Source organism: Bordetella pertussis 18323 (genome assembly GCF_000306945.1).
GTDB lineage: Bacteria > Pseudomonadota > Gammaproteobacteria > Burkholderiales > Burkholderiaceae_B > Bordetella > Bordetella pertussis.
In genome coordinates, this window is record NC_018518.1 from 568,222 (window position 1) to 594,914 (window position 26,693).

Annotated in this window: 18 protein-coding genes and 6 pseudogenes; 9 read left to right on the forward strand and 15 right to left on the reverse strand. The window is 68.1% G+C overall.

The genetic code is table 11. From position 1 onward, the window contains the following. Positions 1–8: 8 nt before the first annotated feature. From BN118_RS20645 to BN118_RS02750, 4 genes and pseudogenes are all read left to right on the forward strand, one after another. Positions 9–1,229: pseudogene (locus BN118_RS20645) on the forward strand (FAD-dependent monooxygenase). Between the two features lie 20 nt (positions 1,230–1,249). After that, positions 1,250–2,062, forward strand: coding sequence for an enoyl-CoA hydratase (locus BN118_RS02740; RefSeq protein WP_003817676.1), 813 nt, complete (start codon positions 1,250–1,252; stop codon positions 2,060–2,062). Positions 2,063–2,067: 5 nt separating this feature from the next. Further along, positions 2,068–3,000, forward strand: a complete 933-nt coding sequence (locus tag BN118_RS02745; protein ID WP_010929646.1) for an alpha/beta hydrolase fold domain-containing protein — start codon at positions 2,068–2,070, stop codon at positions 2,998–3,000. Beyond that, entirely contained in the window at positions 2,984–4,207 is a 1,224-nt protein-coding gene (locus BN118_RS02750; RefSeq protein WP_010929645.1) for a CaiB/BaiF CoA transferase family protein, read from the forward strand. Before BN118_RS02745 ends, BN118_RS02750 begins: the two co-directional genes overlap by 17 nt. Before the next feature lie 87 nt (positions 4,208–4,294). Here BN118_RS02750 and BN118_RS02755 read toward each other — a convergent pair whose 3' ends face one another. The 3 genes and pseudogenes from BN118_RS02755 to BN118_RS02765 form a co-directional block, all read right to left on the reverse strand. Further along, on the reverse strand, positions 4,295–5,077 hold the full coding sequence (locus tag BN118_RS02755; protein ID WP_010929644.1) for a GntR family transcriptional regulator: 783 nt from the start codon (positions 5,075–5,077) through the stop codon (positions 4,295–4,297). 52 nt (positions 5,078–5,129) lie between these two features. Then, positions 5,130–9,092 carry a DUF3683 domain-containing protein gene (locus tag BN118_RS02760; RefSeq protein ID WP_041166130.1) on the reverse strand — a complete coding sequence of 1,321 codons (3,963 nt, stop codon included), beginning with the start codon at positions 9,090–9,092 and terminating at the stop codon, positions 5,130–5,132. Between the two features lie 123 nt (positions 9,093–9,215). After that, positions 9,216–9,743 (reverse strand): annotated as a pseudogene (locus BN118_RS02765) (YqaA family protein). A gap of 86 nt (positions 9,744–9,829) precedes the next feature. On the opposite strand from BN118_RS02765, the gene ilvA reads away from it, so the two are divergent. Beyond that, positions 9,830–11,338: a threonine ammonia-lyase, biosynthetic gene (ilvA, locus tag BN118_RS02770; RefSeq protein ID WP_003815155.1), complete on the forward strand. Its 1,509-nt coding sequence runs from the start codon at positions 9,830–9,832 to the stop codon at positions 11,336–11,338. A 48-nt stretch (positions 11,339–11,386) separates the two neighbouring features. Here ilvA and BN118_RS02775 read toward each other — a convergent pair. Then, positions 11,387–11,662, reverse strand: a pseudogene (locus tag BN118_RS02775) (porin); the annotation flags it as partial. Positions 11,663–11,757: 95 nt separating this feature from the next. Between BN118_RS02775 and BN118_RS02780 the strand changes: the two are divergent. After that, positions 11,758–12,708 carry an IS481-like element IS481 family transposase gene (locus BN118_RS02780; protein ID WP_005012067.1) on the forward strand — a complete coding sequence of 317 codons (951 nt, stop codon included), beginning with the start codon at positions 11,758–11,760 and terminating at the stop codon, positions 12,706–12,708. Here BN118_RS02780 and BN118_RS02785 read toward each other — a convergent pair. Both BN118_RS02785 and BN118_RS02790 read right to left on the reverse strand, forming a co-directional pair. Beyond that, positions 12,703–13,542 (reverse strand): annotated as a pseudogene (locus tag BN118_RS02785) (porin); the annotation flags it as partial. The gene BN118_RS02780 and the pseudogene BN118_RS02785 sit on opposite strands and share 6 nt — an antisense overlap. 221 nt (positions 13,543–13,763) lie before the next feature. Then, positions 13,764–14,030, reverse strand: a pseudogene (locus tag BN118_RS02790) (DUF4148 domain-containing protein); the annotation flags it as partial. Between the two features lie 243 nt (positions 14,031–14,273). Here BN118_RS02790 and BN118_RS02795 point away from each other — a divergent pair. Next, positions 14,274–15,160 (forward strand): annotated as a pseudogene (locus BN118_RS02795) (LysR family transcriptional regulator). A 12-nt stretch (positions 15,161–15,172) separates the two neighbouring features. Here BN118_RS02795 and BN118_RS02800 read toward each other — a convergent pair. The 9 genes from BN118_RS02800 to BN118_RS02840 all read right to left on the reverse strand — a co-directional run bounded on the left by BN118_RS02800 (position 15,173) and on the right by BN118_RS02840 (position 24,275). After that, on the reverse strand, positions 15,173–15,721 hold the full coding sequence (locus BN118_RS02800) for an adenine phosphoribosyltransferase (protein WP_010929716.1): 549 nt from the start codon (positions 15,719–15,721) through the stop codon (positions 15,173–15,175). A 62-nt stretch (positions 15,722–15,783) separates the two neighbouring features. Next, positions 15,784–17,463, reverse strand: a complete 1,680-nt coding sequence (gene cydC, locus BN118_RS02805; RefSeq protein ID WP_014905495.1) for a thiol reductant ABC exporter subunit CydC — start codon at positions 17,461–17,463, stop codon at positions 15,784–15,786. Continuing rightward, a complete protein-coding gene (cydD, locus tag BN118_RS02810; protein ID WP_014905496.1) occupies positions 17,460–19,211 on the reverse strand; it encodes a thiol reductant ABC exporter subunit CydD in 1,752 nt (583 codons plus the stop codon). The genes cydC and cydD overlap by 4 nt, the downstream gene beginning before the upstream one ends. After that, on the reverse strand, positions 19,208–19,333 hold the full coding sequence (gene cydX, locus BN118_RS02815; RefSeq protein WP_003817696.1) for a cytochrome bd-I oxidase subunit CydX: 126 nt from the start codon (positions 19,331–19,333) through the stop codon (positions 19,208–19,210). The genes cydD and cydX overlap by 4 nt, the downstream gene beginning before the upstream one ends. 13 nt (positions 19,334–19,346) lie before the next feature. Then, positions 19,347–20,501 carry a cytochrome d ubiquinol oxidase subunit II gene (cydB, locus tag BN118_RS02820; RefSeq protein WP_004567834.1) on the reverse strand — a complete coding sequence of 385 codons (1,155 nt, stop codon included), beginning with the start codon at positions 20,499–20,501 and terminating at the stop codon, positions 19,347–19,349. 15 nt (positions 20,502–20,516) lie between these two features. After that, a complete protein-coding gene (locus BN118_RS02825; protein WP_010929713.1) occupies positions 20,517–22,136 on the reverse strand; it encodes a cytochrome ubiquinol oxidase subunit I in 1,620 nt (539 codons plus the stop codon). 83 nt (positions 22,137–22,219) lie between these two features. After that, complete coding sequence (locus BN118_RS02830) at positions 22,220–22,765, reverse strand: GbsR/MarR family transcriptional regulator (RefSeq protein ID WP_010929712.1); 546 nt, start codon at positions 22,763–22,765, stop codon at positions 22,220–22,222. Between the two features lie 173 nt (positions 22,766–22,938). Beyond that, the gene (locus BN118_RS02835) at positions 22,939–23,436 is read right to left on the reverse strand and encodes a TonB-dependent receptor domain-containing protein (RefSeq protein WP_077274091.1); all 498 of its coding nucleotides are present in this window, start codon (positions 23,434–23,436) and stop codon (positions 22,939–22,941) included. Next, positions 23,325–24,275, reverse strand: a complete 951-nt coding sequence (locus BN118_RS02840; protein ID WP_005012067.1) for an IS481-like element IS481 family transposase — start codon at positions 24,273–24,275, stop codon at positions 23,325–23,327. The genes BN118_RS02835 and BN118_RS02840 overlap by 112 nt, the downstream gene beginning before the upstream one ends. 214 nt (positions 24,276–24,489) lie before the next feature. On the opposite strand from BN118_RS02840, the gene BN118_RS02845 reads away from it, so the two are divergent. Together BN118_RS02845 and BN118_RS02850 are read left to right on the forward strand one after the other, a co-directional pair. Beyond that, positions 24,490–25,185, forward strand: a complete 696-nt coding sequence (locus tag BN118_RS02845) for a FadR/GntR family transcriptional regulator (RefSeq protein WP_003818947.1) — start codon at positions 24,490–24,492, stop codon at positions 25,183–25,185. 16 nt (positions 25,186–25,201) lie between these two features. Continuing rightward, complete coding sequence (locus BN118_RS02850; protein ID WP_014905497.1) at positions 25,202–26,614, forward strand: FAD-binding oxidoreductase; 1,413 nt, start codon at positions 25,202–25,204, stop codon at positions 26,612–26,614. The last annotated feature ends 79 nt before the right edge of the window (positions 26,615–26,693 follow it).

Genomic DNA, 26,693 nt, shown 5'->3' on the forward strand with positions numbered 1-26,693 from the left:
ACAAGACTATGCGAGTCATCATCGCAGGATGCGGTATTGGCGGCGCCGCGCTGGCCGTCGCCCTGGAAAAATTCAAGATCGATCACGTCGTGCTGGAACAGGCCCCCCGCCTCGAAGAGGTCGGCGCTGGCGTACAGCTCAGCCCCAACGGCGTGGCCGTGCTGCAGCACCTGGGCGTGCACGAGGCCTTGAGCAAGGTCGCCTTCGAGCCCCGGGAGCTGCTCTACCGCGACTGGCAGTCGGGCCAGGTGCTGATGCGCAACCCGTTGATGCCGACGATCAAGGAACACTTCGGCGCGCCCTATTACCACGCGCACCGGGCCGACCTGCTGGGCGTGCTGACCGAGCGCCTGGACCCGGCCAAGCTGCGGCTGGGCAGCCGGATCGTCGACATCGACCAGGACGCGCGACAGGTCACGGCCACGCTCGCCGACGGCACCCGGGTACAGGGCGACATCCTGGTCGGCGCCGACGGCATCCACTCCCTGGTGCGCGGCCGCTTTTTCCAGGCCGACCAGCCCCAGGCCTCCGGCTGCATCGCCTGGCGGGGCATCGTCGACGCGGACGCCGCCCGGCACCTGGACATCTCGCCCAGCGCCCATCTCTGGCTCGGGCCCGAGCGCAGCGCCGTCATCTACTACGTCTCGGGCGGCCGGAAGATCAACTGGATCTGCATCGGCAGCCGTCCGGGCGACCGCAAGGAATCGTGGTCGGCGACCACCACCGTGGACGAGGTGCTGCGCGAGTATGCCGGCTGGAACGAGTAGGTCACCGGGCTCATCCGGTTGACCGACAAGCCCTTCGTCACCGCGCTGTACGACCGCGCGCCGCTGGACTCCTGGATCAACGGCCGCATCGCGCTGCTGGGCGACTCCGCCCACGCCATGCTGCCGTATCACGCCCAAGGGGCGGTGCAGAGCATGGAGGACGCCTGGGTGCTGGCCCGCACGCTGCAGCAGTCCGGCGGCGACATCCCGCCCGCGCTCGAGCGCTACCAGTCCCTGCGCAAGGACCGCACCGCCCGCGTGCAGGCCCAATCGCAGCTGGCGGAAAAACGCTTTCACATGAGCGATCCCGAACAGGTCGCGCGGCGCAACCAGAAGTTCCTCCACTACGACGCCCAGTATCAGGGCACCTTCCTGCCGCAGCAGGAATGGCTGTTCGGATACGACGCCGACAAGGCGGCCCTGGGCACCGACGACGCCTGGCGCGCCCTGCGCGCCTGGTAACCCGACACACGAGAGCAACCATGAACAAATCCGACTCTTTCGAACTCATCGAGTACCAGGCGGCCGACGGCATCGCGCGCATCGCCCACAACCGCCCGCAGGCGCGCAACGCGGAAAGCCAGGGGCTGCTCGAGGAACTGGACCAGGCGCTCGGCCTGGCCGTGCGCGACGCCTCGGTCAAGGCCATCGTGATCTCCGGCAAGGGCGACCACTTCTCGGCGGGCCACGACCTCAAGGAGGCCGCGGCCAAGCGCAGCAATTTCACGGTGGAACAGCGCTGGGAGTTCGAGCAACGCTACTACCTCGGCTACGCGATGCACATCTACGACTGCCCCAAGCCGACGATCGCGCAGGTAAGCGGAGCGTGCATCGCGGGCGGATTCATGGTGGCCAACATGTGCGACCTCATCGTCGCCTCCGACGACGCGTTCTTCTCCGACCCGGTCTGCCAGACGCTCGCCACCGCGGCGGTCGAGGTCATGATCCACCCCTGGGTCATGGGAGCCCGCAAGGCCAAGGAATTCCTGTTCCTGGGCGAACGCATGAGCGCCCGGGAAGCGCTGGCCATCGGCATGGTGAACAAGGTCGTCGCGCGCGCCGAGCTGCAGGCCGAGACCGAGCGCATGGCGCAACGCATCGCCGCGTGCGACCCGTTCGCGCTGCGCCTGGTCAAGCGCTCGATCAACCGCGGCCTGGAAATGCAGGGCTTGCGCAGCGCGATCGACGCGCACTTCGACACGCACCAGCTCAGCCATCTGTCGGAAGGCTTCAACCGCGCGCGCGCCCAGGGCCTGGGCAATGCCATCCAGGCGGCCGCCGCCGGCAGCCGCTGACGGCCATAGCATCGGCACAGCTGGCGACGCTCTCGGCCCAGGTCCGGCAACTGTACGCCGGCTGGGACCCGAACACGGACATCGCGCGGATACGGCGCGACTGGGACGCTTTCTTTGGCGCCGTGCGCCTGCCCGCGCGCGTCACGCCGGTCGATGCCGGCGGCGTCCCGTGCCATTGGATCGAAGCCCCGGCATCGACCCGCGATCGCGTGGTCGTCTTCATCCATGGCGGGGGCTACCAGATCGGCTCGCATCGCTCGCACCACAACCTGATGGCGCGGCTGTCCGCCTGGTCCGGCCGGGCGGTGCTGAGCATCGGATACCGCCTGGCGCCGCAGGCGCGCTGTCCGGCCGCGCTCGAGGACGTCGACGCGGCCCATGCCTGGCTGGCCGGCCAGGGCTGGTCTGCGCGGCAGACCGCCTTGTGCGGCGACTCCGCCGGCGGCGCGCTGGCCGTGCTGCTGCTTGCGCGGCTGCGCGCGCGCGGCGCCGCATTGCCCGCCGCATGCGCCGTGATGTCGCCCTGGATCGACCTGCAGGCCCGGGGCGAGAGCTACACCGCCAATGCCGCGTCCGACCCCATCGCCAACCGCGCCACCGTGCTGCGCATGGCGCGCGCCTACCTCGGCCGCGACGGCGACCCCGAAGCGCCCGCCGTCTCGGCGCAGCACGCCGATCTGCGCGGGTTGCCGCCGCTGCTCGTGCAGGCCGGCTCGGCCGAGGCGCTGCTCGACGACGCGCGGGCGCTGGCCGCGCGCGCCGCAGCAAGCGGCGTCGCGGTGCGCCTGAGCGTGTGGCAGGACATGCCGCATGTATTCCAGCTTTTCGCCGCACGGCTGGATGCCGCCGATGCCGCCATCGCGGAACTCGCGGATTTCATCAATCACCCATTGCGCGCCCCCACCGGCGCCGAGCCCCGTCATGAAACAAGCACTTGAGCACATCAAGGTCGTGGACCTCACCCGCGTCCTGGCCGGCCCCTGGGCCACGCAGATCCTGGCCGACATGGGCGCCCGGGTCATCAAGATCGAGCGCCCCGGCGCGGGCGACGACCTGCGCGGCTGGGGGCCGCCGTTCCTGAAGAACGCGCACGGCGAGGAAACCACCGATGCCGCCTACTTCCTCAGCACCAACCGGGGCAAGGAGTCGGTGACGCTGGACATCTCCAGCGCCGAAGGCCAGGAGATCGTCCGCCAGCTCGCCAAGGACGCGGACGTGCTGGTCGAGAACTACAAGGTCGGCACGCTGGCGCGCTTCGGCCTGGACTATGAGTCGCTGCGCAAGATCAATCCGCGGCTCGTGTATTGCTCGGTGACCGGGTTCGGCCAGACCGGCCCGCACGCCCACCTGCCCGGCTACGACTACATATTCCAGGGCATGGGCGGACTGATGAGCATCACCGGCCTGCCGGACGCCGAGCCCGGCGGCGGTCCGCTCAAGACCGGCATCCCGATCACCGATGTGGTCACGGGCATCTACGCCTCGACGGCGATCCTGGGCGCGCTGGAGCACCGCAACCTCAGCGGCGAAGGACAGGCCATCGACATCTCGCTGCTCGATTGCCTGGTCAACGTCACCGGCTGCGCCGTCATGAACTACTTCCTGTCGGGCAGGATTCCGCAGCGGCTGGGCAACACGCACTCCAACATGGTTCCGTACCAGGTGTTCCGTTGCAAGGAAGGCGACGTGATCGTGGCGGTCGGCAACGACACCCAGTTCGTGACGTTCGCCGGATTGATCGGCATGCCGCAGCTGGCCACCGACAGCCGCTTCTCGACCATGGCGCAACGCAGCCGCAACCGCGAAACGCTGATTCCCATCATCGCCCAGGCCATGCAGGCGCGCACCATGCAGGAATGGGTGTCCCTGCTCGAGGCCGCCAACGTGCCGTGCGGGCCCATCAACAATCTGCAGCAGGTGTTCGAGGACCCGCAGGTGCAGCATCGCGGACTCAAGCTGTCGCTGCCGCATGGCTCGGGCGTGGACGCGCCGGGCGTCGCCAGCCCGATCCGCTACTCGGCCACGCCCATCGCCTATGGCAGGGCCGCGCCCTGCCTGGGAGAGCATACGGACGACGTACTGCAATCGGAGCTCGGCATGGCGCCGGCGGCGATCGGCGCGCTGCGCGCGCGCGGCATCGTCTGAGGCCCAGGCTGGCCGTCGCGTGCGCTCCCTCGCGCCGGCAGGGTGCGCAGGTCCCGGGCGGTCCGGGGATGTCGTGAGGAGAAAGGCCTACGCGACGCGCAGGCGGTCGTCGCCCGGCTCGTCGCCGGCGTCGCCCGCCCATTGTTCGTAGGCGCTGAGGATGCGCGGCAGCATTTCGCGCACCAGGACGTGCGCCTGGCGCGCCGCGCCGGCCAGATCGCGCTGCGCCAGCGCCGGGACGATGCCGCGGTGGTACTGGTCGGCGGGCGTGGCCGCCAGCGTGCGCCGCACCAGGTTGTAGCGCAGCGGCTCGACCTGCTCGTACAGGCGGCTCAAGGTGTCGGCAAGCGGAACGTTGCCGGTAAAGCGCGCGCTGGCCAGGTAGAAGTCGCGCAGCGCGCCGATATAGCCGCGCACGTCGGCATCGGCCTGCGCCTGCGCGATGCGCGCCTCGTGCCGGCGCAGGTCATCGAGCAGGGGCGAGTCGGCGGCCTCCGACAATTGCATGATGCTGTAGGCCTCCAGTTCGGCGTACAGCATGTAGACCTGCCGGATTTCAGTCTGGCTGTAGCGGCGGATGCGGAAACCCTTGCGCTGCAGGTGCACCACCAGCCCGCCCCGCTCGAGCAGGCGCAAGGCCTCGCGAATCGGGCTGCGGCTGGTGCCGAAGCGCTGTTCGAGGTCCTGTTCACGTAGGGGCTGCCCCGGCCTGAAGGTGCCGTCGACGATGAGTTCCCGTATCTGCTCTTTCAGGAAGTACGGGATCGTGGCGGGCGCTTTGACGTCCAATATGAATTCCTTGGCCGCAGGGCGCCGGAGTTTGCAAATATAAGATAATACTAGATAAACATTGAAACATAAATAGCGCAATGCGGCGCCCTGGATCCGTCCCGCGGGGCCGCGGCCCCGCGGGATCGCGGCCTCAGACCAGCACGTGCTCGATACCGCCCGTGTTGGCGCGGCGCACGTAATCCTCCATCCAGGTTTCACCCAGGATGTGGCGCGCCATCTCGACCACGATGTAGTCGGCGTCCATGCCGGTCTCGCCTTCATAGCGCGACAGGCCTTGCAGGCACGACGGGCACGAAGTCAGGACCTTGACGTCGCCGCTGAAGCCGTCGGCGCGCATCGCGGCCTGGCCTTGGTCCAGTTCTTCCTGCTTGCGGAAACGCACCTGGGTCGACACGTCGGGACGGCTCACCGCCAGGGTGCCCGACTCGCCGCAGCAGCGGTCGCTCTTCTGGGCGCCCTCGCCCACCAGCGAACGGACGGTCTTCATCGGATCCTGCAGCTTCATGGGGGTGTGGCAGGGGTCGTGATACATGTAGCGCACGCCCTGCACGCCGTCCAGCTTGATGCCCTTCTCCAGCAGATACTCGTGGATGTCGATCAGGCGGCAGCCGGGGAATATCTTCTCGAATTCATAGCCGGCCAATTGGTCGTAACAGGTGCCGCAGCTGACCACCACCGTCTTGATATCCAGGTAGTTCAGCGTATTGGAGACCCGGTGGAACAGCACCCGGTTGTCGGTGATGATCTGCTCGGCCTTGTCCGTCATGCCGTTGCCGCGCTGCGGATAGCCGCAGCACAGGTAGCCCGGCGGCAGCACGGTCTGCACGCCGGCATGCCACAGCATGGCCTGGGTGGCCAGGCCCACCTGCGAGAACAGCCGTTCCGAGCCGCAGCCCGGGAAGTAGAACACCGCCTCGGTATCGGCCGTGGTCGTCTTGGGGTCGCGGATGATCGGGACGTAGTTGGCGTCCTCGATGTCCAGCAGCTTGCGCGCGGTCTGCTTGGGCAGTCCGCCCGGCATCTTGCGGTTGACGAAATGCACCACCTGTTCGCGCAGCGGCGCGCGCCCGACCGTGGCCGGCGGATGCGCGGCCTGCTTGCGCGAGACGCTGGCCAGCAGGTCGTGCGCGGCGCGCTGCACCTTGTAGCCCACGCCCACCATGGCCTTGCGCGTCGCATTGATCGCGGCCGGATCCTTGGCGTTCAGGAAGAACATGGCCGCGGCCGTGCCCGGATTGAACGATTTGCGGCCCATGCGGCGCAAAAGCGCGCGCATGTTCATCGACACGTCGCCGAAATCGATGTCCACCGGACAGGGCGTATAGCACTTGTGGCACACCGTGCAGTGGTCCGCCACGTCCTCGAACTCTTCCCAATGCTTCAGGCTGATGCCGCGGCGGGTCTGCTCTTCGTACAGGAAGGCTTCGACCAGCAGCGAGGTGGCGAGGATCTTGTTGCGCGGCGAATACAGCAGGTTGGCGCGCGGCACGTGGGTCGAGCACACCGGCTTGCACTTGCCGCAGCGCAGGCAGTCCTTGACCGAATCGGCGATCGCGCCGATGTCGCTTTGCTGCATGATCAGCGACTCGTGCCCCATCAGGTTGAAGCTGGGCGTCCAGGCATGGCGCAGGTCGGCGCCCGGCATCAGCTTGCCGGCGTTGAAGTGGCCGTTGGGGTCGACGCGCCGCTTGTATTCCTGGAACGGCGCCAGCTCGGCCTCGGTCAGGAACTCGTACTTGGTCAGGCCGATGCCGTGCTCGCCGGAGATCACCCCGTCTAGGTCGCGGGCGATCTGCATGATGCGCTCGACCGCCTGGTTGGCTTCGCGCAGCATGCCGTAGTCGTCCGAGTTGACCGGAATGTTGGTGTGCACGTTGCCATCGCCGGCGTGCATGTGCAGCGCCACGAACACGCGGCTCTTGAGCACGCGGGCGTGGACGGCGACCAGCCCCTCGAGGATCAGCTTGCCGGCGTTGCCCGAGAACACCCCCTGCAGCGCCGGCAGCACTTCGGTCTTCCACGAAATGCGTACCGTGTGGTCCTGCACCACGTCGAAGACGCGGGCCTGCGGCTGTGCCTGCACGCGCCCGGCCAGCGCCTCGCGCTGGGCGGCCATGTCCAGGCCGTCGAGCTCGGGCAGCGCCTGGGCCAGCGGCAGGTCCAGGTTGTCCAGCAGCCACTGCCAGCGCCGGCGCGTGCGCGCCAGGTGTTCGATGGCCTGGCGCGTGCGCTCGGCCAGCACCTCGGCGCGCGTCAGCGCGACATCCTCGGCGTCCTCCACCTTGCCCATGGGCAGCGGCTCGGCCAGATAGACATCCAGCTCGTCGAGCAGGCGCAGCTTGTTGCGCGTGGACAGCTCGATGTTGATGCGTTCGATGTGATCGGTGTACTCGCCCATCCGATCCAGCGGAATCACCACGTCCTCGTTGATTTTGAAGGCGTTGGTGTGGCGGGCGATGGCGGCCGTGCGCGAACGGTCCAGCCAGAATTTCTTGCGCGCCTCGGCGCTGACCGCCACGAAGCCCTCGCCGTGGCGCGTATTGGCCAGGCGCACCACTTCGCTGGCGGCGGTGGCCACGGCATCCTCGTCGTCGCCGACGATGTCGCCGATCAGCACCATCTTGGGCAGCATGCCACGCTTGCTCTTGGTGGCATAGCCCACCGCGCGCAGGTAGCGCTCGTCCAGGTGCTCCAGGCCGGCCAGGATGGCGCCGCGCGCCTTGCCCTCGCCGTCCAGGTAGCCCTTGACCTCGACGATGGACGGGATGGCGTCGCGCGCCTGCCCGAAGAATTCCATGCAGACCGTGCGGGTGTGGCGCGGCATGCGGTGCAGCACCCAGCGCGCCGACGTGATCAGGCCGTCACAGCCTTCCTTCTGCACGCCCGGCAGGCCGGCCAGGAATTTGTCGGTCACGTCCTTGCCCAGGCCGGCCTTGCGGAACTTGCGCCCCTCGATATCCAGGCGCTCGGTGCGCAGCAGCTTCTCGCCGGGCTTGCCGGCGCCGTCGAACCATTTCAGTTCGAAGCTGGCCACGTCGACGTCGTGGATCTTGCCCAGGTTGTGCGCCAGCCGGGTCACTTCCAGCCAGTTGCCGTCCGGATCCACCATGCGCCACCAGGCCAGGTTGTCCAGCGCGGTGCCCCACAGCACGGCCTTCTTGCCGCCTGCGTTCATGGCGATGTTGCCGCCCACGCAGGATGCCTCGGCCGAAGTCGGATCGACAGCGAACACGAAGCCGGCGCGCTCGGCGGCCTCGGCCACCCGCTTGGTGACCACGCCGGCGCCGGCGCGGATCACGGCGGCCGGCTCGGTCATGCCCGGCAGCACACAGGACTCGACCTCGCCCAGGGCCTCGAATTTCTCGGTATTGATGACGGCCGACTTCCAGGTCAGCGGAATCGCGCCGCCCGTGTAGCCCGTACCGCCGCCGCGCGGCACAATGGTCAGGCCCAGCTCGATACAGGCGCGCACCAGCGCGGCGATCTCGTCCTCGGCGTCGGGCGTGAGCACCACGAACGGGTATTCGACCCGCCAGTCGGTGGCGTCGGTAACGTGCGATACGCGCGACAGGCCGTCGAACTTGATGTTGTCGCGCGCGGTGATGCGACCCAGCACCCGCTGCGCCTGCCGGCGCAACTGCGCGGTCTGGTCGAACTGGCCCTCGAACGCGGCCACCGCCGAGCGGGCGCGCGCCAGCAGCTCGACCACCTTGGCGTCGCGGCGCGGATCATGGCCGGCCTCGGTCACGGCGGCCGGCTCGCGGCGCTTGTCGATCTCGCCCAGGCGGTGGTGCAGCGCCTCGATCAGCAGCTTGCGGCGCTTGGGGTTGTCGAGCAGGTCGTCCTGCAGGTAGGGATTGCGCCGTACCACCCAGATATCGCCCAGCACCTCGTACAGCATGCGCGCCGAACGGCCGGTGCGGCGCTCGCCGCGCAGGTCGCTGACCAGCTGCCAGGCGTCTTCGCCCAACAGGCGGCTGACGATCTCACGGTCGGAGAACGACGTGTAGTTGTACGGGATTTCGCGCAAACGCGCGCCGGGTGCGGGCGGTATCGCCGCGGTCAGGATTTGGCTGGCGAGGGGGGCGTTCATGGAAGCAACAAGAGGGGCCCTTAAAGAGCCATTTTAAGACATTGGCAACCCAATCTCCCGAATACCCCCACATCCGCGCGCAAAACCGCGCCAGATATGGGTCGGAAGGCAGACGGCGCATTGTTACATATGGAGCTCCGGCAGCGCCCATAGCAGGGCGCCGGTCAGCAGCGCGTAGCGCAGAAACTTGCCGATGGCCATGTAGGCCACGCAAGGCCAGAAGCTGAGCCGCAGCCAGCCGGCCACCGCGCACAGCGGGTCGCCCACCGCCGGCAGCCAGGACAGCAGCAGCGCCGGCGGCCCCATCCGGTGCAGCTAGATCCGCGCGCGCGCGTTCCAGCGCCCGCCCAGGCGCGACTGGAAGCCGTCCTACCGCTCGTGGGGGTGGCGGGCGCGCCAGCGCTCGACGGCGCGGTGCGCCCACAGCCCCATGTAGTAGCTGATGGCCCCGCCGGCCGTATTGCCGACGGTCGCCACCAGCACGGTGGGCCAGAACATATCGGGCGCCAGCTTGACGAATCCGTACACCGCCGCCTCGGACCCCAGCGGCAACGACAGCAGGCTGACGAGGAAAACCGCGCTCAGGCCCACCTTGGGCAGGGCCAGGAGAGCGAGCAGCCAATGAACGGCATCGAGCAGGCTTTGTTCCATGATGGCCGGTAGTGTAGGGCCAGTCGCCCCGGATGTCCCTGTGGTAATCTGCCCGACGCCTTTTTTTCCCGCGCCGCCGTCCCGCCATGTCCACCGACTACCTCAAACGCATCCTGACCTCCAAGGTCTACGACGTCGCCGTCGAATCGCCGCTGGAGCGCGCGCCCCTGCTGTCGCAGCGCATCGCGAACAACGTGCTGCTCAAGCGCGAGGACACCCAGGCGGTATTCAGCTTCAAGCTGCGCGGCGCCTACAACAAGATGGCCAACCTGACGCCGGCGGCGCGCAGCCGCGGCGTGATCGCCGCCTCGGCGGGCAACCATGCCCAGGGCGTGGCCCTGGCGGCCACCAGGCTGGGCTGCCGCGCGGTCATCGTCATGCCCACCACCAGCCCGCAGGTCAAGGTCGACGCCGTGCGCCGGCTCGGCGGCGAGGTCGTGCTGGCCGGCGACAGCTTCACCGACGCCTACGAACACGCGCAGCAACTGGAAAAGCGCGAAAAGCTGACCTTCGTGCATCCCTTCGACGATCCCGACGTGATCGCCGGCCAGGGCACCATCGGCATGGAAATCCTGCGCCAGCATCCGGGCGAGATCGAGGCGATCTTCGTGGCCATCGGCGGCGGCGGCCTGATCGCCGGCGTGGCCGCCTACATCAAGCAGTTGCGGCCGGAAATCAAGATCATCGGCGTGCAGACCGAAGACTCCGACGCAATGGTCCGCAGCGTACGCGCCGGCCGGCGCGTGCAGCTCAGCGATGTCGGCCTGTTCTCGGACGGCACGGCCGTCAAGCTGGTGGGCGCCGAAACGTTCCGGCTGGCGCGCCAGTACGTGGACGACTTCGTGGTGGTCAATACCGACGCGATCTGCGCGGCCATCAAGGACGTGTTCCAGGACACCCGCAGCGTGCTGGAGCCCGCCGGCGCCATGGCGGTGGCCGGCGCCAAGCAGTACGCGGCCGAGCACAAGCTCAAGGGCAAGACCCTGGTCGCGGTGGCATGCGGCGCCAACATGAATTTCGACCGGCTGCGCTTCGTGGCCGAGCGCGCCGAAGTGGGCGAAATGCGCGAGGCGGTGTTCGCCGTCACCATGCCCGAGCAGCGCGGCAGCTTCCGCCGCTTCTGCGAGCTGGTCGGCAACCGCAGCGTCACCGAGTTCAACTACCGCATCTCCGATGCCGAGCGTGCGCACGTCTTCGTGGGCGTGCAGGTCTCCACGCCAGCCGAGCCGGAAAAGATCGCCGCCAACTTCCGCCGGCACGGCTTCGACACCCTGGACCTGACGCACGACGAACTGGCCAAGACGCACCTGCGCCACATGGTCGGCGGCCATTCGGCGCTGGCGCGCAACGAACTGCTCTACCGCTTCGAATTCCCCGAGCGCCCGGGCGCGTTGATGCGCTTTCTCAACGCCATGAACCCCGACTGGAACATCAGCCTGTTCCACTACCGTAACCAGGGCGCCGACTACGGCAACATCCTGATCGGCATCCAGGTTCCGCCCACCGACAAGAAACTGTTCAAGACCTTCGTCGCCGAACTGGGCTACCCGCACTGGAACGAAACGGACAACCCGGCGTACAGGCTGTTCCTGTAGGCCGGGGGGGAGGAGGTGCCTGTCCCCGCGGGGACAGGCACCCGAGTATCAGAATCTGTGTCTGATCCCCATCGCCACGGCCGTGTCCTTGGCGTCGCGCTGGAATGCATAGTTCTTGCCGTACGAGGCGTAGGCGTACAGGTTGGTGCGCTTGGTGAAGTCGTACGTGTAGCCCAGGCTGTAGACGTTGAACGTGGCGTCGTCGCCGGTCAGCTTGTCGTTGCTGGGCGTGGCGCGTTGCCATGAGCCGAACACCGACGAGCGGCCCAGCGGAACGGTGGCGCCGATCATGTACGAATTGGCGCGAAAACCGTCGGCTACCTGTGAAGATTCAATAGGTTGTATGCATGGTTCATCCGAACCGGATTTGAGAAACTGGAAATCGCCACCCCCCCAGTTCACTCAAGGAGCCCGGCCGGATGAACACCCATAAGCATGCCCGATTGACCTTCCTACGTCGACTCGAAATGGTCCAGCAATTGATCGCCCATCAAGTTTGTGTGCCTGAAGCGGCCCGCGCCTATGGGGTCACCGCGCCGACTGTGCGCAAATGGCTGGGCCGCTTCCTGGCTCAGGGCCAGGCGGGCTTGGCCGATGCGTCCTCGCGCCCGACGGTCTCGCCCCGAGCGATTGCGCCGGCCAAGGCGCTGGCTATCGTGGAGCTGCGCCGCAAGCGGCTGACCCAAGCGCGCATCGCCCAGGCGCTGGGCGTGTCAGCCAGCACCGTCAGCCGCGTCCTGGCCCGCGCCGGTCTGTCGCACCTGGCCGACCTGGAGCCGGCCGAGCCGGTGGTGCGCTACGAGCATCAGGCCCCCGGCGATCTGCTGCACATCGACATCAAGAAGCTGGGACGTATCCAGCGCCCTGGCCACCGGGTCACGGGCAACCGACGCGATACCGTTGAGGGGGCCGGCTGGGACTTCGTCTTCGTGGCCATCGATGACCACGCCCGCGTGGCCTTCACCGACATCCACCCCGACGAGCGCTTCCCCAGCGCCGTCCAGTTCCTCAAGGACGCAGTGGCCTACTACCAGCGCCTGGGCGTGACCATCCAGCGCTTGCTCACCGACAATGGCTCGGCCTTTCGCAGCCGCGCCTTCGCCGCGCTGTGCCATGAGCTGGGCATCAAGCACCGCTTTACCCGACCTTACCGCCCACAGACCAATGGCAAGGCCGAACGCTTCATCCAGTCGGCCTTGCGTGAGTGGGCTTACGCTCACACCTACCAGAACTCCCAACACCGAGCCGATGCCATGAAATCCTGGCTACACCACTACAACTGGCATCGACCCCACCAAGGCATCGGGCGCGCTGTACCCATCTCCAGACTCAACCTGGACGAATACAACCTATTGACAGTTCACAGCTAGCATGAACGAACTCAGCTTGTTGAAGCCATCGGGCGTAGTGCCCATGTTCTGACCCACGAACCAGCCATCGCGCGTCTGGCCGAAAGCCGCGGCCAGCTTGACCACCTCGAAATCGTAAGCGCCGCCGATGGCGTACTGCTGCACCCGCGCATCGGATTTGCCGCCGGCCCGATCGTCGTTGGGGTTGAAGCGATCGTACGTCAGGGCCAGGTTGACCGGTCCGTTCAGGTACTGCAGGCCGGTGGTCAGCACGCGGTTGTTCCCGGCGGTGGCGAAGTTGCTGTCGTCGTCCAGCGTGTCGTCCGCGCTGAACGAATAACCGACGCCGAACTTGAAACCATCCAGGCTGGGCGTCTGGTACAGCACCATGTTGTCCAGGCGCATGGTGTTGGCGGCGCTGAATGTCGTGCCCATGTTCGCCGAGTTGTAGCTCACCGAGAACGGATCGATCGAGCCGAAGAACTTCGACGCCAGATTGGTCTGGCGGCCGAATTCCAGGCGGCCCCACGCATCGCTGTCCAGGCCCACCGTGGCCTGGCGGCCGAACAGGCGGCCGCTTTGCAGCGAGTTGCCGTTGAGCGGGCCGAAGCCGGCCTCCAGGTTGAACACGGCGCGCAGGCCGTCGCCCAGGTCTTCGCTGCCGCGCAGCCCGAAGCGCGAGCCGCTGCTGACGCCTTGCACTGCGCCGATGCGGCTTTGCGACTGGCCCTTGAACTTGACCTGTTCATAACCGAGGCCGGCATCGATGAGGCCATACAGCGTCACCGAGTCGGCAGCCTGCGCGGCACCGGCGAAACCCGTCGCCAGCGCCACGGCCAGTAGTGTTTTTTTCATAGCAGTTCCCTACGGATGGCAAGAAAGACATGCGCCTGGCGCAGCCATGCTGCGCGCGAAGCACTGCCCACAGTGTCCGGCCGGCACCCGCGCGGAGAAACCCCTATTTCGGGGAACACTTTCCCATCAATGGAAGAATGGACGGGCACGGCGGCTGCGGCCGCCCGGTCCGGCGCCCTGCCCGCGCGGGCTGGGCGGGACGGCGCGCCTTACTTGGCGGGCGGGTAGTCCAGTTCGCCGAAGGTGACTTCGCCGGCGGCCTTGGCGGCAGCCAGTTCGGCGCGCACCTGCTCGCGCGTCTTGCCGGCGGCGGGCGCAGCGGCGGGAGCGGGATAGTCCAGCTCGCCGAACGTGACCTGCCCGGCGGCCTTGGCGGCGGCCAGTTCGGCGCGAACCTGTTCGCGGGTCTTGCCATCGGCGTGGGCGGCGGACATGCCCGCCAGCGTAACGGAAACCATGAGTGCAGTGGCCAGGGCGTGGCGTTTCATCGACTTCTCCAATCTTAAATGTTGTTCAGTGCCGTGTGGGGCAATGTGTCAACGCAATGACGACCGGAGAAGTATCAGCGCTTCGAACCTAAGTAAAAACCCTTATTTTGGCGAACTTCATTCCATGAGCGGGATAATGATTAAGCAAGATGTATGTTCCCGCCATTTATTATGGCGGGACTCGCACCGCGCGCATGCGGTGGGCGCGCCCACCCGCCGGCGGCATAAGAACAGAGGTCCAAGATGGATATCCAGCTCAACGACATCGCGCTCTTCGTTGAAGTGGCCAAGCGCAAGAATTTCAGCCACGCGGCCGAAGCCCTCAACATCCCCACCTCCACGCTGTCGCGCCGTGTCAGCGAGCTGGAGCGCGGCCTGGGCATGCGCCTGCTCAACCGCAGCACCCGCCGCATCGACCTGACCGAAGCGGGCGCCCTGTATTTCGAGCGCTGCCGCCATATCGTCGAGGAAGCGCGCGTGGCGCACGAGCAATTGCAGGACATGGCCGCCCAGCCCAAGGGGCGGCTGCGCATTTCGCTGCCCACCAGCCTGGCGCAGCTGTTCCTGACCGACGTGATACCGGAGTTCCGCGGCCTGTATCCCGATATCGAATGCGACTTCGACCTCAGCATGCGCCCGGTCGATCCCATCAGCAATCCGTTCGACCTGGTGCTGCGCTTCGGGCAGCAGCCCGACTCCAGCCTGGTCGCGCGCCAGATCGTGCTGATGACCCAGCACCTGTACGCCGCCCCGCAATACCTGGCCCTGCACGGCGAACCGCGCGTGCCGGCGGACCTGGGGCATCACGAATGCCTGCGCCCCTCCATGAGCGACGCGTTCTCGTACTGGGTACTGCAATCGGGCGACAAGGTCGAGCGGGTCCAGGTGTCGGGCCGGCTGGCGGCCAACAACATCGGCATGCTGGGCCGGCTGGCCAGCCAGGGCCTGGGCATCACGCCGCTGGTCATGAGCGACAGCATGACACGCGCCATCAGGCAGGCCTGGTGCGCGTGCTGCCCGATTGGGCGCTGACGCCGATCCCGTTGTTCGCGCTGATGCCCTCGCGCATGGTGCCCGCCAAGACGCGGGCCTTCCTCGATTTCATCCAGCCGCGCCTGAACGCGGGCTGAGGCGGCGCGCGCTCAGTCGCCTTCCTGGTACTGGCACACGGTGTACAGCGGCGTGCCCGTGGCCGTGATCTGGGCCGAGCCGCCCAGGTAGGGCAGGTCGATGATGGCCGCGGCCTCGACCACGTTGGCGCCCAGCCGCTGCAGCAGCTTGATGGCCGCCAGCATGGTGCCGCCGGTGTCGATCAGGTCGTCGACCAGCAACACGCGCTGGCCGGTGCGCACCGAATCGGTATGCATCTCGACCGCGGCATTGCCATATTCCAGCGAATATTCCTCGGCCACGGTACGGTACGGCAGCTTGCTCTTCTTGCGCACCGGCACGAAGCCGAGGTTCAGTTCGTGCGCCAGCACCGCGCCCACGATGAAGCCGCGCGCATCGACGCCGGCCACCAGGTCGAGGCGCTGGCGCATATAGCGATAGACGAACAGGTCGATCAGGACGCGGAACGTGCGCGGGTCCTGCAGCACGGGCGTGATGTCGCGAAACGTCACGCCGGGCGTGGGCCAATCGGGGACGCTGCGGATGGTGCGCCGGACCAGTTCGGCGTAATCGGTCTGCATGGTGAACGTCCCTGGAAACAAAAGCAAGGCGAACTATAACCGCGCGCCGATGCTTAGGCCAGTCACATGGGCGCGGCGCGGTGCAGCCGGCCTGCTTGCAGCGTGTACACCGTATCGACCGTACCCGGCGGCAGGCGGGCATGCGTGGCGAGCACCACGGTGCGCCCCTGCGTGGCGCGCGCCAGATCCGCCAGCAGCTCGGCCTCGGTGGCCGCGTCCAGGCCCGCGGTGGGCTCGTCGAGCAGGATGGCCGATGCGCCGGTCAGCAACGCGCGCGCCAGGCAAAGGCGGCGCGCCTGGCCGGCCGACAGTCCCGCACCGGTCTCGCCTATCCACGTATCGAGGCCGTGCGGCAGGCCACGCACCACCTCGCCCAGGCGCGCCGCGTCCAGCGCGCGCCACAGCGCCGCGTCGTCGGCCTGCGCGTCGCCGATCAGCAGATTGGTGCGCACGGTGCCGAGAAGCAATGGCGCATCCTGCGACAGCAAGGCCACGCGGCGATGCAGCTCGGCCTGCGCGCACTCGCGCACATCGCAGCCGGCGTAGCGCACCGCGCCGCGCTGCGGGTCCTCCAGGCGCAGCAGCAGCTGCAGCACGGTCGACTTGCCGGCGCCGCTGGCGCCGACGATGGCCACGCGCTGCCCGGGCGCGACGCGCAGGCTGGCGCCGTCGAGCACCGGATGCGGCGCGGCGTCGGGCACGGGATAGGCGAACGTCACGTCCTCCAGCGCCAGTTCGCCCGCCGGCGGCAAGGCGCGCGGCGCGGCCGGATCGCGCAGGTCGGGTTCGCGCGCGGCGATCTCGCCGATGCGCGCGGCGGCGGCGACCGCAGCGCCCAGGCGCGAAACGCCGCGCATGACCGGGCCGGCCACTTCGAAGATGCCGATCGTCGCCAGCAACAAGCCCGCCAGCAAGGGGCCGCCCAGCTCGCCCGCCGCCAGTCCGTCCAGCCCGAACCACAGCACGGCCAGCACCGCCGCGCCGGCGGCCAACTGCGCCAGCCACTGGCCGCGCGCGGCGATGCGCACCTGCGCCGCGCGCGCGCGGGCCGACTGCTCGCACGCGTCGGCGAACTGCGCGCGCGCCTGGGCGCCGGCATGCAGGGCCGCGATGTCGGCATGGCCTTCGACCGCATCCAGCGTCGCCGCGCGCAGGGCCGCCGCGCTTTCCTGCACCGCCGCGCCGGGCCGGCGGCCGGCGCGCGCCAGCCACCAGGGCGCCACGGCACAGCACAGCAGCAAGGCCGCGGCCACCACCAGCGCGGCGGCCGGAATCCAGGCCCCCATGACCGCGGTCAGGATGGCGCCGCCCACCAGCGCCACCGCAACCGGCGCCAGCACGAACAGGAACACCGTATCCAGCGCGTCGACGTCGCTGGTCAGCCGCGCCACCAAGTCGCCGCCGCGGTAGCGCGCCAGTTGGCGCGGCGTCAGGCGCACCAGCGAGCGGAATACCGAGGCCCGCAGATCGGCCAGCAGGCGCAGCGTGGCGGCGTGGCCGGCCAGCCGTTCACCGTAGCGCGAGGCGATGCGGATGAACGACAGGCCGCGCACCAGCGACGACGGCACGAACAGATTGAACACCGCGCCCGCGCCGGCCAGCGCCGCCCCGGTCAGGAACCAGCCCGACACCCCGAGCAGGCCCACGCCCGCCGCCACGGTCAGCAGCGACAGCGCCAGGGCCAGCGCCAGCGCGCCTTTGCGGCGCGCGTACAAGCGGAACAGTAAGCGCCACAGGCTCATGCCGGCTGCAACTCCCGCAGGCGGCCCTGCTCCAGCATCCATTGCCGCGGCAGGCGCCGCGCCACCGCGTCGGCATGCGTGGCCAGCAGCAAGGTGCGTCCCTGCGCGAAAGCCAGGACCTCGTCGAGCACGCGCGCCTGCGTCGCCGCATCCAGGTGGGCGGCAGGCTCGTCCAGCAGGATCAGCCCGGGGTCGCGCAGGAACAGGCGCGCCAGCGCCACACGCTGCGCCTGCCCTCCCGACAGGCCATGGCCGCGGCTGCCCAGCGGCGTGTCCAGGCCGCGCGGCAAAGCCTGCGCGAACTCCATGACGCAGGCGCGGCGCGCCGCCTCCTCGACCAGCGCGGCACTGGCGCCAGGCCGCGCCAGGCGGATGTTGTCGGCGATCGAACCGGCGTACAGATAAGGCCGTTGACCGATCAGCACCACGCGTTCGCGCAGCGCGGCTTCGTCCCAGTCGGCCAACGGCACGCCGTCCAGCGCGATGGCGCCGGCGCCGTCGCGCAAGCGCGCCAGCAACTCCAGCAAGGTCGTCTTGCCGGCGCCGCTGGCGCCGCGCAATGCGACGTGCGCGCCGGCGTCCAGCTGCAGGGCGGCTTCGCGCAGCACCGGCGCGGGGCGGCCCGGCTGCGTCACGGTCAGGCCGCTCGCGGCCAGGCGCGCCGCGCCGCGCGCCAAGGCCGGCGCCTGGGCCGGCGGTGCGGGCTCAACCCCGGGCGAGGGCAGGCCGTCGAAGGTGCGCGCGATCTGCGCCACCGCGGCGCGCGCGGCCGCCCGGTCGTGGTAATGAGCGGCGAACTGGCGCAACGGCCCGTATACCTCGGGAGCCAGCAACAGGCAGAAGAACCCGCCCTGCAAGGTCAGCACCGATGCCCGCACATCGAGAAAGCCCAGGTAGGTCAGGCCGATATAGACCGCCACGCCGGCCACGCCCTGCGCCGCGAAGAACTCCAGCACGGCCGAGGACAGGAAAGCGATGCGCAGCACCGCCATCGTGCGCTGGCGCAAGGCGTCGCTGGCCGCCACGACCGACTGCTCCTCGGCCTCGGCGCGGCCATACAGCTTCAGCGTGGCCAGGCCGCGCAAGCGGTCGGCGAAGAACCCCGACAGCCGCGCAAACGCCTGCAGGTGACGGCGGCTGGCCGCCTCCGCCCCCCACCCCACCAGCGCCATGAACAGGGGGATCAGCGGCGCGCTCACCAGCAGCAGCAGGCCGGTGATCACATCGACCGGCAGCACCACGACCGCGAAGGCGACCGGCAGCACCGCCGCCGCGCCCATGGCGGGCAGGTACTTGGCGAAGAAGGCGTCCAGCGCCTCGACCTGCTCGACCATGGCGCTGGCCAGTTCGCCCGAGGCGCGCTGGCGCGACCATTGAGGGCCCAGGGCCAGCAAGCGCGCGAACAGCGCCTCGCGCACCTGGCGCTTGATGCGCTCGGCCGCCGCGGCGCCGGCGCGCTCGCCCAGCCAGGCCAGCGCGGCGCGCGCCAGCATGAGGGCCGAGATCGCGACAATGGAGGTGGCCAGCTCGGCGCGTGCCGCGCCCTGCACGATGGCCTGGTCCAGCACGCGGGCCAGCAGCCAGGCCTGGATGACCAACAGCACGCCGCCGATCAGCGGCGCGGCGCCGGCAACCGTCAGCGGCACGCGCGCCGCGCGCGCCCGCATCGCCAGCCAGCGCGAATGCTCGCGGGGCGGTTTGTTCAGCGCGGCGGCGGGATCATGCTCGATACCGGAAGCGCCGCTCACTCGTCAGCCGGCTTCTTGTAGGGATCGTGCGCATGGCCTTCGCGCAACTCGAACCACATCGCATTCAGGATGCCGAACGCACACGCCAGGCTCAGGCCAAGAATCCAAGAGAAATACCACATGACTGGCTCCTGATCAGTACGAGTTGGGCGTGCCGTCCACCGAGTCTTCGGTGACCTTGCCGCGCATGACGCGATATACCCAGGCCGTGTAGACCGTGATGATCGGCAGGAAGAACGCCACCGCCAGCAGCATGATCCACAACGTCAGCAGGCTGGACGACCCGTCCCAGACCGTCAGCCCGGCGCCGGGCCGGCTCGACGACGGCATGATGAACGGAAACAGCGCGAAGCCGACCGTGAGGATGATGCCAGCGATCGACACCGACGAAGCGAGAAAGGCGAGTACGTTGGCGCGCGCGCTGAGCAGCACGAAGGCAAGCAGCGCGCCGCCCACGCCCAGCGCCGGGGCGATCCAGGTCAGCGGCCATTTCTCGTAGTTGGCCATCCAGCCGCCGGCCTGCAGCTCCACGGTCTTGAGCATGGGGTTGGACGGCGCATGCATGTCCACCGCGCTGGTGATCACGTGCCCGTCCAGGCCATAGGCCACCCAGAAGCCGCCCGCCACGAACAGCGCGGCCGTGGCCAGCGCCGCCAGGCGGCCCCAGTTGCGCGCCCGCGAGGACACCGGGTCATGCGTGCGCCAGGCCAGCAGCACGCCGCCATGCATCACCATCATCGCCACGCTGACCAGGCCGGCCAGCAGCGCGAAAGGCTTGAAGAGCTGGTAGAAGTGGCCTTCGTATTCGGGCCGCAGCGTCGCCGCGTCGAAGCCGAACGGCACGCCGAGGATGATATTGCCCATCGCCACGCCGAACACCAGCGCGGCCACCACGCCGCAGAAGCACAGCACCGCGTCCCAGCGGCTGCGCCAGCGCGTGCCCTCCATCTTGCTGCGGTACTTGAAACCCACCGGCCGCAGGATCAGGGCGATGAGGACCAGCATCATGGCCAGGTAAAAGCCCGAGAACGAGGCCGCATACAGCAGCGGCCAGGCCGCGAAGATCGCCCCGCCGGCGGTGATCAGCCAGACCTGGTTGCCTTCCCATACCGGGCCGACCACGTTGAGCACCACGCGCCGCTCGACATCGGTCTTGGCGACCAGCGGCAGAAGCGCCGCCACGCCCAGATCGAAACCGTCCATCACGGCGAAGCCGATCAGCAGCGCGCCCAGCAGCAGCCACCAGAGCACGCGCAGGGTGGCGTAGTCGAAAGGAATCAAGCTATCCATGTGCGTTCTCCCCCATCAATACGCATCGACGGCCGCCTGGACCGGATCGGCGCGCCGGCCGGCCGGCTCGCTCGCCTCGCCTTTCGGCCCGGCCTTGACGGCATGCAGCATCACCTTGACGCCTATCACCAGCAGCACCGTATAGAGCACCAGGAAAATGGCCAGGCTGATCGCCAGGTCGGTGATGGTCAGGCCGGATGCCGCATAGTAGGTCGGCAGCACGCCCTCGATCACCCAGGGCTGGCGGCCGTACTCGGCCACGAACCAGCCACTCTCGATCGCCACCCATGGCAGCGGCAGGCTCCACAACGCCACCTTGAGCAGGCCGGGCCGGCTGTCCAGGCGCCCGCGCGAAGCCAGCCAGAACGCCACGCCGAAGAACAGGATCAGGTAGAAGCCCACCGCCACCATGACGCGGAACGCCCAGAACAGCGGCGCCACGTTCGGCACCGTGTCGAGCGCCGCCTGCGCGATCTGTTCGTCGGTGGCCTTGGACAGGTCGGGCTGGTAGCGCTTGACCAGCAGGGCGTAGCCCAGATCCGGCCAGGTGCGCTCGAACAGCATGCGCGCGTCGACGTCCTTGGGATTGGCGCGAACGCGCTGCAGCGCCTCGTAGGCGGTAATGCCCTCGCGGATGCGCACCTCCGCGCGCCGCACCAGGTCGTCGATGCCCAGCAGCGGCGTGGTCAGCGAACGCGTACCGATCAGCCCCATGACGTACGGAATGGAAATCGCGAACTCGTTCCTGCGCTCTTCCTGGTTGGGAATGGCGATCAGGTTGAACGAGGCCGGCGCCGGCTCGGTATGCCACATGGCCTCGATGGCCGCGATCTTCATTTTCTGGTGTTCGGTGGTGAGATAACCGCTTTCGTCGCCCAGCACCACCACAGACAGCGCCGAAGCCAGGCCGAAGCTGGCCGCCACCGCCATCGAACGCTTGGCCAGGTCGATGTGGCGGCCCTTGAGCAGGTACCAGGCGCTGATCGACATCACGAACATCGCGCCCGCCACGTAGCCGGCGCTGACCGTATGCACGAACTTGGCCTGCGCCACCGGGTTGAGCAGCACGGCGGCGAAGTCGGTCATTTCCATGCGCATGGTGTCCGGATTGAACATCGCGCCCACCGGGTTCTGCATCCAGCCGTTGGCGATCAGGATCCAGAGCGCCGAGAAGTTGGTGCCGAACGCCACCAGCCAGGTCACCACCAGGTGGCCGACCTTGGACAGGCGGTTCCAGCCGAAGAAGAACAGGCCGACGAAGGTGGCCTCGAGGAAGAACGCCATCAGGCCCTCGAGCGCCAGCGGCGCGCCGAAGATATCGCCGACGTAGTGGCTGTAGTAGGACCAGTTCATGCCGAACTGGAATTCCATGGCCACGCCGGTGGCCACGCCCAGGGCGAAGTTGATGCCGAACAGCGTGCCCCAGAACATCGTCATTCGCTTCCAGATCTGGCGGCCGGTCATGACGTACACGCTTTCCATGATGGCCAGGATGAACGACAGGCCGAGCGTGAGGGGAACGAACAGGAAGTGGTATAGCGCGGTCGCGGCAAACTGGAATCGCGACAGGTTGACGACATCGAGGTCAATCATGGAGACGCTCCCAGACGGTAGGCCGGCCCGGACAGCCGACATGGCCTCCCGGCTCGCTCGCAGGCCATGATAAGGGCGTTACGTACAACTTCATAGGGATGATCCTCAACAAACAACAGCCAGATTCAATCCTTGCCGCGCAGCTTGCCGGCAAAACCCAGCACTTTCTGCACTTTTGAACCCAGTTTCATGAGATTTTGCAGCGTTTCTGGCGGCAGGCGCTGCACCTCGTCGAACCATCCCGTGGACAGCTCGATCAGCTCCAGCATCTCGTGCATGCGCTGCTGGGCATAGACTTGCGCCTCGTCGGCCGGCCGCTCCAGCAAGGTGTCGCGCAACAGCGTAAGGGTGGGATCGATTTCGCGCTTGCGCTTCTCTTCCATCAGGATGCGGAAAATTTCCCAAACATCCTTGGGCGTCTCGAAGTAATCGCGCCGGTCGCCGACCTGGTGCATCAGCTTGACCAGCCGCCACGACTGCAGCTCCTTCAGGCCCATGCTGACGTTGGAACGCGAAAAGCCCAGCGCCTCGGCGATGTCGTCGGCGTGCAGGGCCTTGGGCGACAGGAACAGCAGGGCATAGATCTGCCCCACGGTGCGGTTCACGCCCCAGCGGCTACCCATTTCGCCAAAATGCAGCACGAACCGTTCGGTTTGGGGAGAAAGCGCCACGACAATATTTGTTACGTTGATTTCAGAAATTCCTGAAATTATCGAACTTCCTGAATGGAAAGGCAAGGCCACGGCCGCGGCCATCTTGGCAGACCCTAGCCTTGCGGGCGCTTGCGCAAACGCAAACGCCGCCTGACGGCGGCGTTTTCCTGGTTCGACTTGGGCTTGCGCCGTCAGAAAACGTACTGCAGCGTGGCAAGCGCGACGCGCGGCTCGCCGTAGCGGATCTGGCCGGCGCTGGTGGCCGAGGCGAAGTAAGTCTTGTCGGCCAGGTTGCGCACCGCCAGCCGCCAGTCCCAGGCTCCGGTGCGGTAGCCGAGCATGGCGTCCAGGCGCCCATAGTCGGGCAAGCGGACCGCGTTGGCATTGTCGGCGTAGCGCGCACCCACGAAGGTCACCCCGGTTTCACCGTACCAGCCCTGTGGCGGCCGGTAGGACAGAAACAGGCTGCCGTTGAGGCGCGCCACGTTGCGCACGCGCTTGCCGGCCTGCCCATTGTTGTCGCGGACGATGGAGGCGCTCTGCACGCCCAGGCCGCCGCGCACGCGCCAGTGCCCGGCTAGCTGTGAACTGTCAATAGGTTGTATTCGTCCAGGTTGAGTCTGGAGATGGGTACAGCGCGCCCGATGCCTTGGTGGGGTCGATGCCAGTTGTAGTGGTGTAGCCAGGATTTCATGGCATCGGCTCGGTGTTGGGAGTTCTGGTAGGTGTGAGCGTAAGCCCACTCACGCAAGGCCGACTGGATGAAGCGTTCGGCCTTGCCATTGGTCTGTGGGCGGTAAGGTCGGGTAAAGCGGTGCTTGATGCCCAGCTCATGGCACAGCGCGGCGAAGGCGCGGCTGCGAAAGGCCGAGCCATTGTCGGTGAGCAAGCGCTGGATGGTCACGCCCAGGCGCTGGTAGTAGGCCACTGCGTCCTTGAGGAACTGGACGGCGCTGGGGAAGCGCTCGTCGGGGTGGATGTCGGTGAAGGCCACGCGGGCGTGGTCATCGATGGCCACGAAGACGAAGTCCCAGCCGGCCCCCTCAACGGTATCGCGTCGGTTGCCCGTGACCCGGTGGCCAGGGCGCTGGATACGTCCCAGCTTCTTGATGTCGATGTGCAGCAGATCGCCGGGGGCCTGATGCTCGTAGCGCACCACCGGCTCGGCCGGCTCCAGGTCGGCCAGGTGCGACAGACCGGCGCGGGCCAGGACGCGGCTGACGGTGCTGGCTGACACGCCCAGCGCCTGGGCGATGCGCGCTTGGGTCAGCCGCTTGCGGCGCAGCTCCACGATAGCCAGCGCCTTGGCCGGCGCAATCGCTCGGGGCGAGACCGTCGGGCGCGAGGACGCATCGGCCAAGCCCGCCTGGCCCTGAGCCAGGAAGCGGCCCAGCCATTTGCGCACAGTCGGCGCGGTGACCCCATAGGCGCGGGCCGCTTCAGGCACACAAACTTGATGGGCGATCAATTGCTGGACCATTTCGAGTCGACGTAGGAAGGTCAATCGGGCATGCTTATGGGTGTTCATCCGGCCGGGCTCCTTGAGTGAACTGGGGGGTTGGCGATTTCCAGTTTCTCAAATCCGGTTCGGATGAACCATGCATACAACCTATTGAATCTTCACACCTAGCCCGCCACTTCCTGATTCAATGGCAGGCATACCGGCGCGGCGGCGCGCCGATCCGCGCATACTGGCCGAAAAAGTTTTCATATAACCTGAGAAATCGGCCTATAATCCCCGCATGCTCCAGCCCACCCCCACGCTTACCGACCAGGTCGCCGGACAACTGGCCCGCGCCATCGCCGATGGCGCCTACGCCGTGGGCGCCAAGCTGCCGACCGGCCGTGCGCTGGCGCAGCAGTACGGCGTGAGCGCCGCGGTCATCCGCGAGGCGACCGAGCGCCTGCGCGCCCAGGGCCTGGTGCAAAGCCGGCAGGGCTCGGGCTGTACCGTGGTGGCCCGCACGCCGGCCGGCGGCTTTCAGGTGCCCGCGGGCGGCCTGGACCGCGCGCATCTGGCGCGGGTGTACGAGCTGCGCATGGAGCTCGAAGGCGGGGCTGCCGCACTGGCGGCGCGCCGTCGCGGCGCCGCCGACCTCGACCGCATGCGGCAGGCCTTGCAGGCGCTGCAGCGCGAGCCCATCGAACCCGAGCAGGGCGTGGTCCACGACGTGGGTTTCCACGTGGCCATCGCCACGGCGACCGCCAATCCCTATTACCTGCAGTTGCTGCAATACCTCAACCTGCAATTGCGCCAGGCGGTGGAGACCGCGCGCGCCAATACGCGGCGCCAGGGCGACCCTGTGCACGCGGTGCACGAAGAACACCTGGCGATCTACCGCGCCATCGAACGCGGCGAGCCCGAGGCGGCGCGCGCGGCGGCGCAACACCATCTGCTGGGCGCGGCGGCGCGCCTGCAGCTCGACATGAACCTTTGACCGTGCGGCCCCGACCATGAGTGCATCCGAATTTCCGCAACGATTGACGCAGGCGCTGGGCGCCGATGTGGTGGCGACCAGCCCGGCCGATATCGAACCCTGGCTGAGCGACTGGCGCGGCATCTACCGAGGCCAGGCCCAGGCGGTGGTGCGGCCGCGCACGACCGACGAAGTGGCGCGCTGCCTGGCGCTGTGCCAGCAGGCGGGCGTGCCGGTGGTGCCGCACGGCGGCAATACCGGCCTGTGCGGCGGCGCCACGCCGGACGCCGCGCAGGCCAACGTGGTGCTCAGCCTGGAGCGCATGAACGCGATCCGCGCGCTGGATACCGTGGCCAACACCATGGTGGCCGAGGCCGGCTGCATTCTGGGCAACCTGCGCCGCGCCGCCCAGGACGCCAACCGCCTGCTGCCGTTGTCGCTGGCGGCCGAGGATTCTAGCCAGATCGGCGGCAACGTCGCCACCAACGCCGGCGGCGTCAACGTGGTGCGCTACGGGATGGCGCGCGAACTGGTGCTGGGCCTGGAGGCGGTGCTGCCCAACGGCGAAGTCCTGCACGGCCTGCGCACGCTGCGCAAGGACAACACCGGCTACGACCTCAAGCAGCTGCTGATCGGCTCCGAAGGCACGCTGGGCGTGATCACCGCAGTGGCGCTGCGGCTGTTTCCGCGCGCCGACACGCGCACGGTGGTGCTGGCGGCGGTCGAGTCGCCGCGCCAGGCGCTGCAGCTGTACGAGCTGCTGTTCGAGCAATGCGGCGCGCGCCTGCAGGCCTTCGAGTACTTCAGCGGCGATTGCCTGGACCTGGTGCTCACGCATGTCGACGGCTTGCACGAGCCGTTCGCGCAGCGCTATCCCGCCTACGTGCTGGTCGAGCTGGCCGACACGATCGACGAGGCCGCGCTCAACGCCCTGGTCGAGGAGGTGATCGGTGCGGCGCTGGAGCGCGAGTTGTGCCTGGATGCGGCCGTGTCGGCTTCGCTGGCGCAATTGCAGACGCTGTGGCGCCTGCGCGAGGAAATCTCGGAGGCGCAGCGCGCCGACGGGCCGCACCTCAAGCACGACGTGTCGCTGCCGATCGAGCGCATTCCCGAATTCATGGAAACGGCCGAGGCGCGCGTGCGCGAACGCTATCCCGATATTCGGCCGTTCATCTTCGGCCATTTCGGCGACGGCAATCTCCACTACAACCTGTCGCGTCCGGCGGGCGCGCCGCGCGAGTGGGCGGCCGAGCAGGGCGATGCCGTGACCGACCTGGTGCTCGACGAGGTGCTGCGCTATGGCGGCAGCATCAGCGCCGAGCATGGCATCGGCCAGCTCAAGCGCGACCACTTCCTGCACAGCAAGGATCCGCTCGAACTGCGGCTGATGCGCGAGATCAAGCGGGTGCTGGATCCGGCCGGCATCATGAATCCGGGCAAGCTGCTGTAGCCCCGCGCGAGCCGCCCGCATGCGGGCGGCGGCCGTCGTACGACTTTGCTGTGCCGGGCGCCCCTTGGGGCGCCCGTTG